Below are 16,654 nucleotides of genomic sequence, written 5' to 3'. Positions count from 1 at the left end.
TTGTCCTCGATCCTCGGGAGACAAACTGGCCGACTCCGGTTTTCTTTTTGCTCTGAAGTACGCCTTTGAACAGGTGTCTCGCCGCCATTCGCAAGCAGGCAAAGTCTTACCCACACGGTCAGCAGGGGATGGTTTCAGCGAGCCGTTTAATGCGATGTTATGTTGCAGCAAGCTTTCGTTGGCGATGCGCATACCGCTTAACGAACCCATCTTCTGTACGCTCTTCAAGCCAAATCATGTTGACGGAAAACACATCCTCTATCGGCGACGTCCTGCCCGAAAGCGACACCCCTTCCTCGCTGCGCCAGTGGTTATCGGTGGCGGCGGTGACGCTCGGCGCATTTGCATTTGTCACGACCGAGTTCCTGCCGGTGGGACTTCTGCCTTATGTATCGCGCGAACTGGGCGTCTTGCCCGGTACCGCGGGCCTGATGGTGACGACGCCCGGCATCATCGCAGCGATATCGGCGCCCGGGCTGATGCTGGGAGCCGGGCGCATGGATCGACGGCATGTTTTTCTACTGCTGACGGCGATGTTGCTGGCATCGAACCTGTTATCCGCATTCGCTCCCAACTTTGGCGTGATGCTGGTAGGGCGCGCGTTGCTCGGCGCCGCGCTGGGCGGTTTCTGGACGCTGGCGACATCCGCTGCAAGGCGGCTCGTCGAACCCCGGGACGCAGCCAGGGCAATGGCAACGATACTCACCGGCGTCACCTGCGCGACCGTCATTGGCGTGCCGCTGGGGACGTTCATTGCGGGGCTTGCGTCGTGGCGGGTATCGTTCATGGCAACCGGTGGCCTCGTCGCCGTGGCCCTCATTGCGCAGTTGCTGATGGTGCCGTCGCTGCCGTCATCGACAGCACTGCGCTTCAGCGATCTCACGAGATTGCTTAAGCAATCGCATTCGAGGAAGAGCCTGCTGATGGTGGCCCTTGTTTTCGCCGGCCACTTTGCGTCCTTTACATACGTCACACCATTTTTGCTTGGCGATGCGCATCTCGACATATCGACGATCACCTGGTTATTGCTCGGCTTCGGTGTGATCGGATTCGTGTCGAACTTTGCGGCATCGGCGACCGTGGTCAAGAACCTCAAGATGACGACGGCGACCATGATCTTCATCCTGGCGGCCGCGTTGTTGCTGATGCCCGTGTTTCAGCATTGGCAACTGGGCGTAAGCGCGATCGTGCTGGCATGGGGTATCGCGTTCGGCGCGCTTCCGCTTTGCTTCAGCGTCTGGATCCAGCGCGCGACGCCGGATCAACCGGAAGCAGGTTCGGCGCTCTTCGTCAGCATCATTCAGCTCGCGATTGCGGCGGGGTCGCTGGTCGGCGGAACGGTGGTCGATCGCGCCGGCATTCCCGCCGACTTCTTGCTCGGCGGCTCGCTTTCGCTGCTGGGGCTCGTGGCGCTGTTGAGCATTGGCGCGCGCAAGGAGACCGCGTCGGCGGTGCCGGTTCCGTGCAACGCGACGCCGGAGTGAAGCAGAGACTGGCGTTGTCGCGGGTTATCGAGCGTTATCGCGAGTGCGACTTGAACGCTTCGCCGCCGATACCCGCGTGATCCACCGCCGCAATTCGATTACGGCCATTGTCTTTCGCCTGGTACAACTGGGCATCGACGAGATTGATGAACGCCGTTGCATCCATTCGGTCAGTCGGGACGATCGTGCCCACACCAAAGCTCGCTGTCACACGCTGGTTATGGGGTGAGCGCACGTGCGCAATCGCCTCGTCCGAGATCAGCGCGCGGCAGCGTTCGGCGATCCTCACGGCGTTTTCGGCGGGCGTATTGGCTAGGACCAGGATGAATTCCTCGCCGCCGAATCGCGCAAGGAAAGCGTCCTGGCCGGCCGCTTCGCCCAGCACACGGGCGACGTGCTTGAGGCACTCGTCGCCTTGCAGATGCCCGTAGTAGTCGTTGTATGACTTGAAGAAATCGATATCGGCCATGATCAGCGAAAGTGGCGTGCCCGAAGCCTTCGCCGCAGCCCATTCGCGCTCCATGACGCCGTCGAACATGCGGCGATTGCCCGCGTCGGTGAGGCTGTCGTGGAATGACAGTCTTTCCAGTTCTTTTTGCAATTGCGCGAGCTTTTCTTCGTTGCGTTTGCGTTCGCTGATATCGAACATGAAGCCGACCAGGGAATCGACTTCGCCATTCGCATTGCGCACCACGTGCACGACGTCGCGCAGCCAGACATAACCGCCGTCGCGTGTGAGCGCCCGGTAATCAGCTTCATGATCGGAGCCGGCCTTCGATTGCGCGACGCAGAAGTCCACGACCGATTCGCGGTCGTCTGGATGCATGCGTTCCGCCCAGTCGTTGACGCTTTTCCAGCTCGACGGTGGCCAGCCTAACAGTCCTTCGATCTGCGGGCCGATGTAGGCAAATTCCATGGTGGCCCAGTCGATTTTCCACGGGATCGCTTTGGTGGATTCGAGCAAGGTCCGGTAAATGGCGCTGTCGTCGTCTCCGAGAACACGGGTGGGCGCAGCCAGGGACGCGCCGTGCGACAGGAAGGCGGCCTTCAGGTTGCCTGGATTGTCTTGCTTGCTGTCGGGACTGTCTTGGTCGGTCATTTGGCGGCGGTTTTTGATTTTGTGGCTTTGCGGTTGCGGGAGTGCCTGATGATGTTAACGGCAGCGGACGCCTGTCAGTAAAGATTTTGTTTTGGAGCGTTCCACAAGCGATGCGCACAGGCGTTCTTGTATCATCGTGAGACCTTCTTCATGCACGCACGCCAAACGCACATGTCAGACTATCTCGACGCTCCAGCTCTTCTAACGATCGCATTAGCCGCGCAATCGCACGCCGCGGCGCCATGCAATTGCACGCGAACGCCGCTTGACGGCTGGAACTCGCAGCCAGTTTCCCTCGACGAGGAGCGGCTTCAGGAAGTGGGCACGCTTTGCGTAGCCAGCGACCCTGAGCCGAGCTATCAGGAATACCTGCCCCAAGGCGTCGATTACTGGTCATCAGAAGCACCTATCGCACCGCGATACTTTCCATACAACCGCTGCACCGTATGGCAGTGCACGCAATGCACCCGGCTCTATCTTCGATACACGGAAGGCGGCGGTTATTTTGTCGACCGCCGGATCCGTGCGGTGCGTTCCGCTCTCATTCAGGACGTTCCCCTTTAGGCGGTCCAGTTCGGGGTATTGTCCGGCAGAAGATTCGCTAGTGTCCACGGCACGCTTCGCGCCGCTCGCGAGAGCCTTCCGCAGTGGCAGACCCGAGGTTCGGCTGACAGCGTCAGGAATGTCCGAAAACGTCCTGTACTCGTCCGCATCAGGCCTCGCGTGAAGGTCGCCCTCGCTTTAGCATGAGGGCCATCCTGCAACGAAAAGAGACGTACAACGAAACCCCATGACCAACACTGCACTCATCGTAATCGACGCACAGGAATCATTCCGGCGCACTTCCTATTGGTCCGAAACAGACCTGTCCTCATATATCGACCGGCAGCAGGCGTTGATTGACGGCTGCGTTGCGCACGGCGTAACGGTGGTCCGTATATTCCATGTTGAAGAGCAGGGGGCGTTTTCACTCGCGTCCGGCCATGTCAGGACGCTGGACGAACTGTCGATCGCACCGGCTGTGACATTCCACAAGCATCGCCACAGCGCGCTTGCGGGCACTGCGCTCGCGTCCTGGCTGATCGCACAGGGAATCGGACGATTGATCGTCAGCGGGATCAGAACGGAGCAATGCTGCGAAACGACCTCGCGCCACGCATCCGATAGCGGCTTTGAAGTCGACTTCGTTAGCGAAGCGACGCTGACCTTCGCAATGACCCATCCTCGTAGCGGGCGGACGTACACTCCACAAGACATCCGCGAGCGCACTGAACTCGTGCTCGAGGGACGCTTCGCTCGTATTGCGACTGTTGGAGAAGCACTCGAGGCGTTGCCTCGACCCTTGGTCGCGTAGTTTCGAAGACGCGAGCGCTCATTGCATACACGATGTGAATCACTGAAACCGGTACGACCGATGCAGAAGTTGTCGCAACGAAAGGAAAGCGGTCCAATGAAGCTGAGAACTCGTACCGGTCACGCGAAGGACCGTGCGATTCCGGTGTTGTTCGTGCTGCTGCCCAACGTGCTGATGCTCGATCTCGCGGGTCCTGCGGAAGTGTTGAGGCTCGCATCGCAACTCAATGCAGAGGAAGCGGGTGGCCCCATCCGCCGCTTCCAACTGAGCTACGTCGGCCCGGTTGCTTGCGTGCAGACTTCGATCGGCTTGACGCTTGAGGGTATCAAGCCGTTGCCCGAATCGCTTCCCGCAGACGCGATCGTTGTGATCGTCGGAGTGAGTTCGTCCATCGATACCATCAGGCGGCGAACATTCGATGCGGCGTCCAACGCGGTCACGGACTGGCTGACCCACGTAGTCGCGCCCATCAAGAACCGCGTGATGTGCGTGTGTTCGGGGGCTTTGATTGCGGCGCGTGCGGGACTGCTGAATGGGCGGCGGTGCACCACTCATCATGCGTTGTGTGACGCGTTGCAAGCCATTGCACCCACTGCGAAAGTACTGGAGAACAGGCTTTATGTGTCGGACGGTTTGATCAGCACCAGTGCCGGCATCACGGCCGGAATCGACCTGATGCTCCAAATGCTCGCTGAACTCGCAGGCCCGCGCGCAGCGTGCGCAGTCGCGCGTGACATGGTGGTCTACATGCGCCGTACCGGCACCGATCCTCAGTTGTCGCCATGGATCACCGGCCGCAACCATCTGCATCCTGCGCTGCATCGGGTACAAGATGCAATTGCGGTCGACCCGGCGCGCGACTGGAATTTAGCGCAGATGGCGAGCATTGCTTGCAGTAGCACGCGGCACTTGGCGCGTCTATTCCATGAATATGCCGGAATGAGCCCGATAGACTACATTCACGGCCTGCGTGTAGCGCTCGCACGCGAATTGATCGCCCAATCTTCGCTCGACATGGAGGCGGTGGCCGAGCGTGCTGGTTTCGGGTCTGCACGGCACATGCGACGTATCTGGCGCAAGTACGACGAAGCAACGCCGTCGAACAGCCGTCGTGCAAGCGCAGAGGTTTCATGATCGGGCGAGACATGGCAGATGGCAGTCAGATCGCGGTGCAGCGGAACTTACGTCTCCGGATTTGCGATGTCAGCTTCAACGATCTGCATGCCGAGCGCCGTCGCTGCGCGAAGCGCTTGCTCCTTGTCGTCGAAGGGACCAATTGCGGGGGCGCCTTCAAAAGGAAAAAGGAGGCGGCTATCGGTCTTCCTGACAACCTTGAGCGAACCCACGAAGCGGCCATGCATCAATCGATAAGTGGCATAGATTGCAAAGTCGTCATGGCTCCTGGCTTCACGTGCGGTAACGATGGCATCGTTGCGGGAAAACAATAACTTGGGTTTGATTCCAGCTTGTCGCATGGGATTCCTCCGGCGATCGAACTGAAAGGTGCAGCGTTGTTGATGTGATGAAATGCCCGTCATGCTTCAAGCTTGACGGGGGCATTCCGACTCGATCGCAAAAAGTCGCTGCAGGTCGCAACGCGTTTTGCTTTAGTCATTTGACGGATTGTCCGGATCGACAGCGCCTTTGTTTATGTTGTCTTTGAAGTCCGCCAGATCTTTTTTATTCGAGCCGTTCGTAATCTCGACTTGTCCCTTGAGTTCGAGATCTTCTTTGCCAGTGAGCTTGCCTACCGTGAAATCAGCAACCCCTTTGAGCTGCTCCTTTACACCCTCGACCTTATCTTTGTCCATTTCCATCTCCGATGGTCAATTGCAAACCGCGTATCGAACCGCTTGATACCTGGTTGCGTTGTTAAATTGCTGCCTATCCCAAGCCGAAATCAGTGCCAGCAAGACCGCGACGTCGGCCTTATCCTCGCCGACAGTCGCGAGGCCATTGCCGCCATCGTGGCGAGAAATTGCCGTTTTATATAACTGCAACTGCCGCCTTGCATTCGGCGTGCCACGAAGGTCCGCATCTCGCGATCGGCAAGTTTTTCCCGTTCAGCGCACTCGATAAGCTCGCAAACGGAAAAAAGAGGCCGCCCTGAGAGCGCCCTAAGCCCAATATGATCTGCCGCGAAATGTCTAGCGATTCAAACGGGACCTCTCTGGTTGATCGCGTGACGTTATTCCGGATGCGTCGCCAGCTCGTCCAGATGGTCCAGCAAATCGGCAGGGTCTTCATATACGCGGATCGCGCCTGCTCGTTGCAATTCTTCCTCTCCCACTCCGCCCGATTTCAAGCCAAGGCCCAGTGCGTGACAACGCCGCGCGCCAAGCAGGTCCCATGTGCTGTCGCCGACTACATAGACGCGCTCGATAGGCACGCCCAAACGCTCGGCCGCGGCCAAGAAGACGTCCGGCTCAGGCTTTCCCTGGCTGACTTCGTCGCCGGTCAGAACCGTCGCTTTTTCGGGGTCGATGCCTAGCTTCTTGAGGTTGGATGCTGTCGCATCGGGGCTGCCACTAGTGGCGATCGCCCAAGGAATGTTTGCCTGGCTCAACGCATCTAAAAGCGCGCGGGCGCCTGGCAAGGGCTGGATTTGCGACTCCTGTTTGCCAAATACCTCGGCTTGGCGTTCTTTCACGCGTGCGATACTCTCGGCCGTGACGTCGCCTCCCAGCTCCTTGAATATTTGCTTTGCAAACAATTCGCTGCTCATGCCAATCTTCCGATGAATCCGCGAGATTGGCAGATTGAAGCCTTCGCCGGTCAACGCTTCGCTCCATGCGATGACGTGTTGATAAACGCTGTCAATCAGCGTTCCATCGAGATCGAAAACAAATGCCGTTTTCATCGAACGCCTCCTGGCGCTTGCGCGATATTACGGGAACCTGCCAGCACCGCGAGCAGAGTCAGGCTCGCCAGGGATAGCGCGAGGATTGGGAAAGCGCCCGCGCTGTTGACCGCAATCTCGGCGGGGCGGCCTGCCACCAGTTGCAGCCGGCGCGTGTTCATTCGTGCGCCGAGACGGCGAAGCTCGGAGGCAAGAATGTCCTCTGCCATGGGAAGCAGGATGGTTTCCTCGTCGGCTACGTGATGAATCACTTCCCGCATCAACTCCATGACCGTGTCGTCGTACTCGGGCGTCATTGGGTCCATCGTGCGCAACTTGGCGATGTGTTCGCGCATCGCGTTGTGCTCGGGAACGCTTTTATCGATTGCAATAGCGGTCGGTTTTGCAGCGCGAAGCGCGGGGTAGAAGATTTCTTCTTCGAGTTGCGCGTGAATTTCGAGCGCTGCGCAGATGGTGTTGACGATCGCTGTTTTGCGCCAGTGAGGCGCATCGGTGCGGTATCGGTGAAAAGCCGCCAGGACGTGGGTGTGGTCCAGCTTTATCATTGTGGTAATACGGGGTGACAGCCTGAAGGATTGCAAATTCATGGTGATTCTCGCCGGTGAGCACGATTTCTGTGTATCGGCATCTCTTGCAAACGCTATGCCATCGAATGAGTCTGCTAGCCACCGATACACATATTTCGCTGGAACCCCTTAAAGTTTCGCACCGATGCGGCCGTTAGAAATGATTCGAGCTTCTTCCACTCGTTCGGATTTCAGAAATTTCGAAGTAAAAGGTTCATGTCATGCCCCCGACTCCAGGTGCTGGTTCGTTTCCTATCCACAGTGAAAAGGTCAGTTGTACCGGATGCCGATCCGACGCAAGTGCAGGCATTGAGTTGGCTTTTGCGTTTCAACCGATTGTCGATACCGCGTCCGAAACGACCTACGCATGTGAGGCGCTCGTGCGGGGTCCCAACGGTGAGGGCGCGCACTCCGTGCTTTCCAAAATTGACGAAGGCAACAGGTACGCATTCGATCAATTATGCCGAACCACGGCTATCGCCCAGGCTGCCGCGCTAAGCCTCGACTCGTTTTTATCGATAAATTTCATGCCCAACGCGGTCTACCGCCCCGAAGCGTGTATTCAAAGCACGCTCGCGGCAGCGGAGAAGTACGGCTTTCCCCTAGACCGGATCATCTTCGAGACCGTGGAAGGCGAGAATATCGTCAGCCGGCCTCATCTGGTCGACATCTTCAAAGCCTACAAGCGCTTCGGTTTTCAAACGGCGATCGATGACTTCGGCGCCGGATACTCCGGACTGACGCTTCTGGCAGATTTCCAGCCCGACCTCATCAAGCTGGATATGGAACTGGTTCGCGGCATCGACGTCGACGTTGTGCGGCAACATATTGTTCGCGGGGTAGTGGCCATTTGCCGCGATCTGGGCGTCAAGGTTATCGCGGAGGGCATCGAGTCCCATGGCGAGCGCGATTTTTTCGAAGCGCATGGCGTCACGCTGATGCAGGGATATCTCTTTGCCAAGCCTGCGTTCAAAACGATTCCGGAACTCAGCGAAAATTCGTTCACGCATTAGCACGTGCGCTCACTTCATGTGCGTCTGATCTGCCTTTAGCGTGCGCACGCCGTCGAGTGCTTCCGCAAAGAGCGTCTCCACCAAAGCAGAACGATGCGCCAAGACGGCGCGCATGCTGATGGTTCCTTTGTCGGTCAACTCTCCTGCTTCCGCGCAGGGAGCGGTTTCCAGCAAGTGAAGCCAAGCGATGCGGCTGGCGCTGCCGGTGGACCCTTTGTTCAGCGTTTGCAGCAGGTCCGCGAAGTAGGCGCGCACCTGCGACGACGAATGAATGCCCGATTCGAAAGTTTCCCCAAGTGTTGCGCAGGCGACGACGTCCGGAAAAACGAGCAGACCCACCTCGCTATGGCCCATGCCGGCGGGTATCGCGTCACGGACATAGGGCGCACCGAGAGCCACCGCCCTCTCACGTAGCGCTGTTGCATTGATGAAGACCCCGGTATTCAGCTTGAAATCGTCGGCTAAGCGTCCGTCGAACAGCAGTCCGAGTTCGGGACGAACCGGGTCGTAAAAAACGGCCGCGTCGCCGCTGCAGAAGAAGCCTTCTTCATCGAAAGCGCCTGTCAGCGAATTCGCGGGGGCCGTCATGTACTGATGCATGACGTGCGGGCCGCGATACCGAAGCTCCAGCCTTCCGTGGACAGGTGCGAGCTTTACCTTGCATCCCGGCGCAGGCAGGCCGATATACCGCTCCTGCTGTACGTCGCCAATGGTAAACAGGCATGCCGGCGAGGTTTCGGTCATCCCGAGTCCCGATACCACGCGCACACGTTCGCCGCAGTACCGCTTGCTCACCTCTTCCATGCGATCGCGGACTGTCCTGGATAGTCCAGCGCCCGCGAAGAACATCAGCTTGAGCCGCGAGAAAAAGTGATGGCCCAAGCCTGCATCCACCTCGAGCGCCGCGACCAGGTCTTCCCATCCCTTGGGCACATTGAAATAGGCAGTTGGCGCGATGTCGCGAAGGTTGCGCAGCGTCTGCCCGAAACGCTCCGCTATCGGCTTTCCTTCGTCGATGTAAAGCGTTCCGCCGTTATACAGCGCGATGCCCACGTTGTGACTTCCGCCATAGGTATGGTGCCACGGCAGCCAGTCCACCAGCACGGGCGGCTCGATTGCGAATTGAGGAAAGGTCTGCAGCAGCATCTGCTGGTTACTGCAAAGCATGCGATGCGTGGTCGGCACGGGCTTCGGCAAGTTCGTCGAGCCGGAGGTAAAGAGGGTCTTCGCAATGGTGTCCGGGCCGATACTGCCATGAACCGTATCGATTATGGTCGGATCCACCTCGCACAACGTGTCGAAGGACAAAGACCGGCCGGTCTGTTCGCGGCTGACAACAAGTACATCCGGATGCACGACCGCCTTGATCGCTTCGGCGTACAGTGAGTATTCGTCCGCAAACACCATGGCAGGATCGAGGAAGCCGATCGCGTTCTGCAATCTGACGAACCCATTGAGCGGCAGCGCCCAGGCGGGTGAAAGCGGCGCAACCGGGATGCCCGCGAACATTGCACCGAGCATGAGTTGCAAATGTTCGAGGCTGTTGCCCGACAGGATCACAATGGGGCGGCCGGAGGGCAGTTTCAGGTCCAGCAGACCTTGACCGATCGAACGAGCACGCTCGAGCATCAACGCATATGAAATGCCCGTCCACGATCCGGTGATGTTGCGACTGGCAGCAAGCCATCGCTCAGGATGCCGCAGCGCGCCGCCGACCAGGCAGTCGGTCAGTCGTTCGGGGTACGGACGCAGCGGGTCGAGTGGCTCCAAATACCAGGCATCACCGATTTGCTCGATGCCTGGCGCGCCGACATGCACGGCGACGGGCCGGAATCCGGACCCCGCTGTCTCCTCACGCAGCATTGATCTGTCCGCTCGGTTTTTCATATTCGTACGTTGGTTTTGCGCCTGACACCGTGAAGCATTCACCGCGCATGCGTTCTGGCGACCGCAGACAGGGATTATTGCACTGGTCCATGGCATTCCCCCGCTAAAGGTACGGCCGCTGCTGCCGTAAATACGCCTTGAAGATTCTGATTGCCATGGACGGAGAACGCAACAAATGATCAGCGACAACGACAAGGTAGACAAGCAATTCGATACCGTTCTATTCGAAGACTTGAGCACCGCTGACAGTCAAAAGCTGGACGGGTATTCCTTTGGCCTCATTGGGTTTGGCGCGGATTACGTCGTCAGTTCATACAACGCCGTGGAAGCCGCGAGCGCGGGCCTGAGCCCGGCGCGGGTCATCGGCAAGCATGTCTTCGAGGAAGTCGCGCCTTGTATGAACAACTTCATGATCGCCCAGCGGTTTCAGGACGAGCCTGAGCTCGACGTGATCGTTCCCTACGTCCTCACATTGCGCATGAGACCCACGCCTGTTCGCCTGAGGCTGCTTCAATCCGCTCACGGCTCGACTCGCTTCCTGCTGGTCGAGCGCAAGGCAGCAACATGACGCCGGCTGCAGCGGCCGGCTCGCTCGAGGAAGAACACGAAGCGTTGCTGTCGTTCATGTACTTGTCGCCAATCGGCATCATTCGCAGCTCGCTGACTGGTGAAGTCGACATGCTCAACCCCTTATCGGTCCAATTGCTGATGCCGCTCGCGGGGCTGCTCGGCGTCACAAACATATTTGAAAGCCTGAGCCACGTGGCGCCAGAGCTTCGTAATCTGGTGTCGAGCTTCAATGGGGAGCGTGGCCCGGTGTGCGAGGGGCATCGGATCGTGGTGACGCCCGATCGCGAGCGATCGACCGTCCTGTCCTGCAACATCCTGAAGATAAACGAAAGCACCTTGATGACGACGCTGACCGATATCTCGCGTCAGGTCGAAGCGGAGCGCCGGGCAAGGCAGAATGAGTCGTGGCTTGCGGGTATCTTTACGAGCGTGAACGACTTCGCGTTTTTTACCCTCGACGCCAACGGACACGTGGACTCCTGGAACCCGTCCATCGAGCAAATGACGGGCTATGCCGAGACCGACGTTGTCGGCCATTCACTAGATCGCTTTTACGCGTCTGACGACATCGACGCCTATCGTAGTCCGGAGCACATTGCTCTCACGCGCGAGGAAGGCTGGCACGTGCAGGAGTGCTGGTGCCAAGGCAAGGATGGCCGGCGTTACGCGGCTCAGATCCTCGTTGCGGTACTTCGCGAGGACGACGGCGAATTCGCCGGTTATTCGGTTGTCCTGCGCGACGTATCGGAAAGGAAAATAAGCAGCGACGAACTCACGCGTCTTTTGACGACCGATCATCTGACCGGAGCGATGAATCGCGCCCATTTTTTCAAGGTCGCAGAGAAGGAAGTTGCGCGGTCGAAGCGCTTGGGCAAACCGCTTTCGTTCGTGATGATCGATGCGGATCACTTCAAGAAAATCAACGACACCGCAGGGCACCAGGCAGGCGATAAGGTGCTGGAAAGGATTGTCGCGGAGGCGAGGCGTTCGCTTCGCTCTATCGATGTGATTGCGCGACTCGGAGGCGAGGAATTTTGCCTGATGCTGCGCGGTACGCCGGCGGATGCTGCGGCGCTGATCGCGGAAGGCATCCGGGCCAACATCGAAGCCAGCCGGATCGATACCGCCGTGGGCGAGCAGGCGGTGACCGTGAGTCTTGGTTGCGCGTCTTTATCGCACGCGTTGGCGTCGATGCACGACCTGCTCGCCGCCGCCGACAAGTCCCTTTATGCGGCGAAAGCGGCCGGCCGAAACCGGGTGGCGGGTCAGTCGTAATCGGTCATCAGCTATGCGGCGGGTACGTTGAACTTGCCCGCGTGGAAATCGACTACAGCCTGATTCAGTTCTTCCTGCGTGTTCATGACGAACGGACCGCGAGCTGCGATGGGTTCATCGATCGCTTCCGCATGACCAGAAAGCAGGATAGATTCGTCCGCGGCAGTGATCTCGAGCGTGTCACCGTCGTCGTGCAGTTCAGCCAGGTTGAACGCCGAAACCTGTTGCCCTCCGATCGCAACCTTGCCGCGAACCACGTAAAGAAAGATCTGGCGACTCCCTACATTCTCGAATCTGACCCGGCCGCCAGCCGACATGCGGATGACGCCCATGAAGGTGTTCGTGAGCGATTCGACAGGTCCTTGCACGCCTTGCCATTCACCCGAAATCAACTGGACCTGCGCGGCACCGTCAGGCGTGCTCACCACGGGGATATCGTTCTCCTGCAAGCCGACGTAGCGAGGCAACGTCATCTTGAGGCGCGCCGGCAGGTTCAGCCATAGCTGCAGGATTTCAAGCTGGCCACCATGCTCCTTGAACGAACGCGGCGAGAGTTCCGCATGGATAAGGCCACTGCCAGCGGTCATCCACTGGACGCCGCCGGCGTCGATGACACTCTCGTGTCCACCGGTATCCGAATGCGCAAGGCTACCGTCGAGCACGAAAGTCACCGTTTCGAATCCGCGATGCGGATGTGGCCCAAACGGCAATCCGCCATTGTGCGGTGCGTACTTCTGCGGGCCGTGGTGATTCAGGAAGAGGAAGGGATTCAGATGCGGCAGTGCCGGCCCCGGCAGAGGACGGCGGGTGGTCAGGTCGGCGATATCATCGCGATGCGCGCGATGGATCGCTTTCAGCGTACGGCTGGGCATTCGATGGCTCCTTGCAGCGTCCGTGGCGAGATCCAGATCAAGCACACGTTGGACGAGAACGTTGATCAACCGACGCATGCTACCCGTGTGTGCGAGGCTCGGGTAGCGGGCAATATCGACGAGTATTGTTCTATTTTTGGAACGATTGAATTTCGCTGCTGCGCGTTAGCCCTCGGCGAGCGCCGCGCGGCGAATGAGATCCGTCAGGAATTGCGTCTCTCACATTCGGTTTCATGACGTCCCCAAATGCACACTCGTCCATGGACACGACTCCGTCCGCAGATGAGTCGAATTGCTGGAACAGCTGCTGAGCATGATCGGTGCTTAGACCAACGCACTTCATCTGGGTAACGAATTCACTGACGGACTGTTTGCCGGCTTGACTGCCGTTCGCCTGAACAAACAGAAAAGTGCGTCCGCTTCGTCTACAGGTTCCCAATGCGAATGGAGCCGGGCGGTCCCGTAATCGAATCAGTCGACGATTTTCGAATCAAGCAATCAGGCCGCTTCGACTCGTTGGCCGTCGGACGGCAGTCCGGGTGCGAGCATCTCGGGAAGTTGCGAGCGTGTGGCGCCTGTTCCCATCGAGACGCCTTTGACCACGTCGATGAATGCGCGCAGTGCTGCGGGCATGCGAGTGCGGCTCGGGTGATAGAGGTAGAACCCCTGGAAAAACGGAGACCACTCTTGCAGCAAGGGTACGAGACGCCCTGACCTCAATTGAGGTCCCATCCAGTCTTCCGTCCACACCGTGATGCCCAGTCCGTCCGTTGCTGCCTGAAGCGCAACCGCACAGTCGTTGACAATCAAAGTGCCTTTGACGGACACATCGAACCACTGTCCGTCCTTGGCAAATTCCCAGTCGTAGACACTGGTCTGCCCGGCGCGGCGCCAGTTGATGCACCGATGATCGTGCAGATCGTGAGGCGTGTGCGGCACACCATGCTTTTCCAGATACTCAGGGGAAGCAACCGTAATCTGGCGCAAGTCGGGACCCACGCGTACCGCAACCATGTCCTGGTCGACGTGCTCTCCAAGGCGGATACCCGCGTCAAAGCCGCGCGCAACGATATCCCCAAGGCTCTCGTCGCTCGTCAGGTCAAGCACGACGTCGGGATACCGCTGTTGAAACACACCGAGCATGGGCTGCAGCAGGTGAATGATCGCCATTTGCGGCGCGCATACGCGCAGCGTACCCGACGGTTTCTCCTGGTTCTTGGCCGCATCTTCGAGTGCCGCATCAAATTCGGCGAGAAGTGGCTGCATGCGCGCGAGCAGCCGGGCGCCGGCTTCTGTCAGGCTGGTGCTGCGCGTCGTGCGATTGAAGAGCCGCACGCCGAGCCGTTCCTCAAAACCGCGAATGGTCTGACTCAGTGCAGAAGGTGACACCGCCAATTGTCCGGCAGCGCGGGCAAACGAACCCTGTTCGGCGACCGATACAAAGGCCCGGACATCGGCAAAATCGCTTCCTCTCATTATGTATCTCCAGCTTCACAGAGTGTGAAAATTATAGGTGATTGTTATGGGCGATGCGCGCAACTACATTCGAGTCCATTGCAAATGGGGCATGCGAACACCAACGCCTGAAACGTGGCGCCGGGGCCTCAGCTGAATCTCCTCGCCCGTCCTGCGACGGGCAACTTTCCCAATCATTCGCTGGAACCGAACAATGTCACTCGATAATTACCCACCGGCCACCTGGGAACACCTTCGCTCTATCACTAGGCCGCTCGAACCGGTCGACGCCCGGCAACGGATCCTTATCAAGGGCGGATCGATCGTCAGCATGGACAAGGAAGTGGGCGATCTCACGCGCGGTGACCTCCTCATCGAAGGCGACCGAATTGCCGCGATTGCACCCTCGATCGACGCCGACGGGGCTGAAATCATCGACGCCACCGACATGATTGTCATGCCTGGTTTTGTCGACTCGCATCGTCATGCGTGGGAAGGTCAGTTGCGCCGTATCGACCCGAACTCGCCGACCCTGATGGACTATCTGCGATCGACGCACTTCTCGTTCGCGACGCACTACCGTCCGGAAGACATGTATGTTGGCAACCTCATTACGGCACTGGGCGCGATCGACTCCGGCATCACCACCATGGTCGACAATTCGCACAACGCCCGAGGCCCGGCGCACTCGGATGCCTCAGTCGATGCACTCGAAGACGCCGGCATCCGCGCGGTGTACGCGCCGGGCAAACCGCTCGCAGGCGAATGGGCCCAGCACTGGCCGCAAGACCTCGGGCGGCTGAAACGGGAGCGCCTCGATTCGGACGACCGGCTGGTCACGATGGCCATGATGTCGCAGTGGGACCGCGAAACATGGGCAGCGGCGCGGGCGGTGGGCCTGCGCATCATCACCGAGTTCCTTGGCGAAGACATGGGCAAGCTGCTGCCGGGTCTCCAGGAAGAAGGGCTTCTCGGGCCGGACAACATTTTCAATCACTGCACGGGCCTCTCCGACGAGCAATGGGAAACCTGCGTGAGGCTGGCGTGAATGTCGACGTCTGTCCTCGCTCGGATGCGCAGTACGGTCTGGAGGAAGGCCTGTGTGTGTACCAGCGCGCGATCGACCATGGCATTGCGCCGGCGATCAGTATCGACGTTGAGGCTTCATACGGCGGAGACATGTTTGCCGAAATGCGCGCCGCTTACTTCATGCAGCGTGCGCATGCACAGAATCGTCGTTTCAAGGGTGACGAGACGGCACCCGCGGCCGTGTCGGTACGCAGCATCCTCGAGACCGCAACCATAAACGGTGCACGCGTGGCAGGCCTGGACGCAAAAACGGGATCTCTGCGCCCGGGAAAGAAGGCTGACATCGTGCTGATCCGCGCCGACGACCTGAACCTGTATCCGTCGAACAATGCCATTGGCACCATCGTTCACGCTGCGGAGCGCAGCAATGTGGACACGGTGATCGTGGGCGGCCGGGTCCGGAAGTCGGGCGGCAAACTGCTCGGACTGGATTTCCCTGCGCTCAAGCAGGCAACGGAAGCTTCCCGTGCGCATCTGTTCGCCGGCGTCGGGTACGTCCCGGACCTGTTCGCGGACGCGTCACCGAAAGTCGCGCAGGCCTGAGACCAAATGAAATGGGTATGACATGAACCTGATTTTCCTGCTCATTGCATTTTGTGCCGGCTCGGCCATTTCGGTTCAGGCGGCGGTCAACAGCCAACTCGCAGGCGGCCTTGGCGGGAACGTGGTGGCAGCGGCCCTTGTGTCGTTTTCGATTGGCACCGTGGCACTCGCGGCGATCGCCGTGAGCAAGGGAGGGCTTCTTGCAGCCGTCGCAAGCCTGCCTTCGCAACCGATCTGGCGCTTCAGCGGCGGTCTGCTTGGCGCGGCCGCCATCTTCTGCACGGTACTGCTCGCGCCACGGATTGGTCTCGCAAACATGCTGGCGCTGGTGATTGCCGGGCAATTGCTTTCATCGCTCGCGATCGACCACTTCGGACTGGTCGGCGTCATGACCCGTCAGGTATCAACTGTCAAGCTTGCGGGAGGGCTGGTCATGCTGACAGGAGTCAGCCTGACACTCTTTGGCAACTCGCTGGTGCAGGCGCTGACGAAACACAGCTAAATGCGCATCCGCCCCAATTCCATACGGATGTATCCAATGAAACACAATCAGCATCCCGACAGCGGCACCCGATACACGCGGCGCA

General features: G+C 59.1%; 18 protein-coding genes. 10 read left to right on the top strand and 8 right to left on the bottom strand.

What is annotated here, in order from left to right; all coding sequences use genetic code 11:
• Positions 1-236: 236 nt before the first annotated feature.
• A complete protein-coding gene (locus AX768_RS21015; RefSeq protein ID WP_062001946.1) occupies positions 237-1,484 on the top strand; it encodes an MFS transporter in 1,248 nt (415 codons plus the stop codon).
• Between the two features lie 34 nt (positions 1,485-1,518).
• Here the strand turns inward: AX768_RS21015 and AX768_RS21010 are convergent, their stop codons facing one another.
• A complete protein-coding gene (locus AX768_RS21010) occupies positions 1,519-2,583 on the bottom strand; it encodes a sensor domain-containing diguanylate cyclase (protein WP_082778973.1) in 1,065 nt (354 codons plus the stop codon).
• 171 nt (positions 2,584-2,754) lie between these two features.
• On the opposite strand from AX768_RS21010, the gene AX768_RS33830 reads away from it, so the two are divergent.
• The 3 genes from AX768_RS33830 to AX768_RS20995 all read left to right on the top strand — a co-directional run bounded on the left by AX768_RS33830 (position 2,755) and on the right by AX768_RS20995 (position 5,071).
• Positions 2,755-3,147 (top strand): hypothetical protein, encoded by a 393-nt coding sequence (locus tag AX768_RS33830; protein WP_062002385.1) that lies wholly within the window; start codon positions 2,755-2,757, stop codon positions 3,145-3,147.
• A gap of 226 nt (positions 3,148-3,373) precedes the next feature.
• The gene (locus AX768_RS21000) at positions 3,374-3,937 is read left to right on the top strand and encodes a cysteine hydrolase family protein (RefSeq protein ID WP_062001945.1); all 564 of its coding nucleotides are present in this window, start codon (positions 3,374-3,376) and stop codon (positions 3,935-3,937) included.
• A gap of 96 nt (positions 3,938-4,033) precedes the next feature.
• On the top strand, positions 4,034-5,071 hold the full coding sequence (locus AX768_RS20995; protein WP_062002384.1) for a GlxA family transcriptional regulator: 1,038 nt from the start codon (positions 4,034-4,036) through the stop codon (positions 5,069-5,071).
• A gap of 47 nt (positions 5,072-5,118) precedes the next feature.
• Here AX768_RS20995 and AX768_RS20990 read toward each other — a convergent pair whose 3' ends face one another.
• From AX768_RS20990 to AX768_RS20975, 4 genes are all read right to left on the bottom strand, one after another.
• Entirely contained in the window at positions 5,119-5,475 is a 357-nt protein-coding gene (locus tag AX768_RS20990; protein ID WP_306299730.1) for a DUF6723 family protein, read from the bottom strand.
• Between the two features lie 69 nt (positions 5,476-5,544).
• A complete protein-coding gene (locus AX768_RS20985) occupies positions 5,545-5,748 on the bottom strand; it encodes a CsbD family protein (protein WP_062002382.1) in 204 nt (67 codons plus the stop codon).
• A 377-nt stretch (positions 5,749-6,125) separates the two neighbouring features.
• On the bottom strand, positions 6,126-6,797 hold the full coding sequence (locus AX768_RS20980; protein ID WP_062001944.1) for an HAD family hydrolase: 672 nt from the start codon (positions 6,795-6,797) through the stop codon (positions 6,126-6,128).
• Positions 6,794-7,342 carry a hemerythrin domain-containing protein gene (locus tag AX768_RS20975; protein WP_231941444.1) on the bottom strand — a complete coding sequence of 183 codons (549 nt, stop codon included), beginning with the start codon at positions 7,340-7,342 and terminating at the stop codon, positions 6,794-6,796. Before AX768_RS20975 ends, AX768_RS20980 begins: the two co-directional genes overlap by 4 nt.
• Positions 7,343-7,584: 242 nt before the next feature.
• Here AX768_RS20975 and AX768_RS20970 point away from each other — a divergent pair, with 242 nt between their 5' ends.
• Positions 7,585-8,376, top strand: coding sequence for an EAL domain-containing protein (locus AX768_RS20970; RefSeq protein WP_062001942.1), 792 nt, complete (start codon positions 7,585-7,587; stop codon positions 8,374-8,376).
• Positions 8,377-8,385: 9 nt separating this feature from the next.
• On the opposite strand, the gene AX768_RS20965 is transcribed toward AX768_RS20970, so the two are convergent.
• A complete protein-coding gene (locus AX768_RS20965) occupies positions 8,386-10,263 on the bottom strand; it encodes a feruloyl-CoA synthase (protein WP_062001941.1) in 1,878 nt (625 codons plus the stop codon).
• A gap of 175 nt (positions 10,264-10,438) precedes the next feature.
• On the opposite strand from AX768_RS20965, the gene AX768_RS20960 reads away from it, so the two are divergent.
• Positions 10,439-10,831 carry a hypothetical protein gene (locus tag AX768_RS20960; RefSeq protein ID WP_062001940.1) on the top strand — a complete coding sequence of 131 codons (393 nt, stop codon included), beginning with the start codon at positions 10,439-10,441 and terminating at the stop codon, positions 10,829-10,831.
• Entirely contained in the window at positions 10,828-12,108 is a 1,281-nt protein-coding gene (locus AX768_RS20955) for a sensor domain-containing diguanylate cyclase (RefSeq protein ID WP_062001939.1), read from the top strand. The genes AX768_RS20960 and AX768_RS20955 overlap by 4 nt, the downstream gene beginning before the upstream one ends.
• A gap of 11 nt (positions 12,109-12,119) precedes the next feature.
• On the opposite strand, the gene AX768_RS20950 is transcribed toward AX768_RS20955, so the two are convergent.
• A complete protein-coding gene (locus tag AX768_RS20950) occupies positions 12,120-12,980 on the bottom strand; it encodes a pirin family protein (RefSeq protein WP_062002381.1) in 861 nt (286 codons plus the stop codon).
• A gap of 498 nt (positions 12,981-13,478) precedes the next feature.
• Positions 13,479-14,456, bottom strand: coding sequence for a LysR family transcriptional regulator (locus AX768_RS20945; RefSeq protein ID WP_082778972.1), 978 nt, complete (start codon positions 14,454-14,456; stop codon positions 13,479-13,481).
• Positions 14,457-14,649: 193 nt separating this feature from the next.
• Here AX768_RS20945 and AX768_RS33525 point away from each other — a divergent pair, with 193 nt between their 5' ends.
• From AX768_RS33525 to AX768_RS20935, 3 genes are read left to right on the top strand one after another with little or no spacing between them, the layout of a single operon-like run.
• A complete protein-coding gene (locus AX768_RS33525) occupies positions 14,650-15,483 on the top strand; it encodes an amidohydrolase family protein (protein WP_197672663.1) in 834 nt (277 codons plus the stop codon).
• Positions 15,480-16,067 (top strand): amidohydrolase family protein, encoded by a 588-nt coding sequence (locus AX768_RS33520; RefSeq protein ID WP_231941443.1) that lies wholly within the window; start codon positions 15,480-15,482, stop codon positions 16,065-16,067. Before AX768_RS33525 ends, AX768_RS33520 begins: the two co-directional genes overlap by 4 nt.
• Before the next feature lie 22 nt (positions 16,068-16,089).
• A complete protein-coding gene (locus AX768_RS20935; protein WP_062001938.1) occupies positions 16,090-16,569 on the top strand; it encodes a DMT family transporter in 480 nt (159 codons plus the stop codon).
• Positions 16,570-16,654: the final 85 nt, after the last annotated feature.

It is taken from the genome of Burkholderia sp. PAMC 28687, assembly GCF_001577465.1.
Classification (GTDB): Bacteria; Pseudomonadota; Gammaproteobacteria; order Burkholderiales; family Burkholderiaceae; genus Caballeronia.
Note: the sequence above shows the minus strand (reverse complement) of the source record. Positions and strands in the feature narration are given on the sequence as shown.

Coding starts and splice junctions, on each gene's coding strand:
- AX768_RS21015 (WP_062001946.1), top strand. CDS start 237: ATGTTGACGGAAAACACATCCTCTATCGGCGACGTCCTGCCCGAAAGC.
- AX768_RS21010 (WP_082778973.1), bottom strand. CDS start 2,583: ATGACCGACCAAGACAGTCCCGACAGCAAGCAAGACAATCCAGGCAAC.
- AX768_RS33830 (WP_062002385.1), top strand. CDS start 2,755: ATGTCAGACTATCTCGACGCTCCAGCTCTTCTAACGATCGCATTAGCC.
- AX768_RS21000 (WP_062001945.1), top strand. CDS start 3,374: ATGACCAACACTGCACTCATCGTAATCGACGCACAGGAATCATTCCGG.
- AX768_RS20995 (WP_062002384.1), top strand. CDS start 4,034: ATGAAGCTGAGAACTCGTACCGGTCACGCGAAGGACCGTGCGATTCCG.
- AX768_RS20990 (WP_306299730.1), bottom strand. CDS start 5,475: ATGACGGGCATTTCATCACATCAACAACGCTGCACCTTTCAGTTCGAT.
- AX768_RS20985 (WP_062002382.1), bottom strand. CDS start 5,748: ATGGACAAAGATAAGGTCGAGGGTGTAAAGGAGCAGCTCAAAGGGGTT.
- AX768_RS20980 (WP_062001944.1), bottom strand. CDS start 6,797: ATGAAAACGGCATTTGTTTTCGATCTCGATGGAACGCTGATTGACAGC.
- AX768_RS20975 (WP_231941444.1), bottom strand. CDS start 7,342: ATGATAAAGCTGGACCACACCCACGTCCTGGCGGCTTTTCACCGATAC.
- AX768_RS20970 (WP_062001942.1), top strand. CDS start 7,585: ATGCCCCCGACTCCAGGTGCTGGTTCGTTTCCTATCCACAGTGAAAAG.
- AX768_RS20965 (WP_062001941.1), bottom strand. CDS start 10,263: ATGAAAAACCGAGCGGACAGATCAATGCTGCGTGAGGAGACAGCGGGG.
- AX768_RS20960 (WP_062001940.1), top strand. CDS start 10,439: ATGATCAGCGACAACGACAAGGTAGACAAGCAATTCGATACCGTTCTA.
- AX768_RS20955 (WP_062001939.1), top strand. CDS start 10,828: ATGACGCCGGCTGCAGCGGCCGGCTCGCTCGAGGAAGAACACGAAGCG.
- AX768_RS20950 (WP_062002381.1), bottom strand. CDS start 12,980: ATGCCCAGCCGTACGCTGAAAGCGATCCATCGCGCGCATCGCGATGAT.
- AX768_RS20945 (WP_082778972.1), bottom strand. CDS start 14,456: ATGAGAGGAAGCGATTTTGCCGATGTCCGGGCCTTTGTATCGGTCGCC.
- AX768_RS33525 (WP_197672663.1), top strand. CDS start 14,650: ATGTCACTCGATAATTACCCACCGGCCACCTGGGAACACCTTCGCTCT.
- AX768_RS20935 (WP_062001938.1), top strand. CDS start 16,090: ATGAACCTGATTTTCCTGCTCATTGCATTTTGTGCCGGCTCGGCCATT.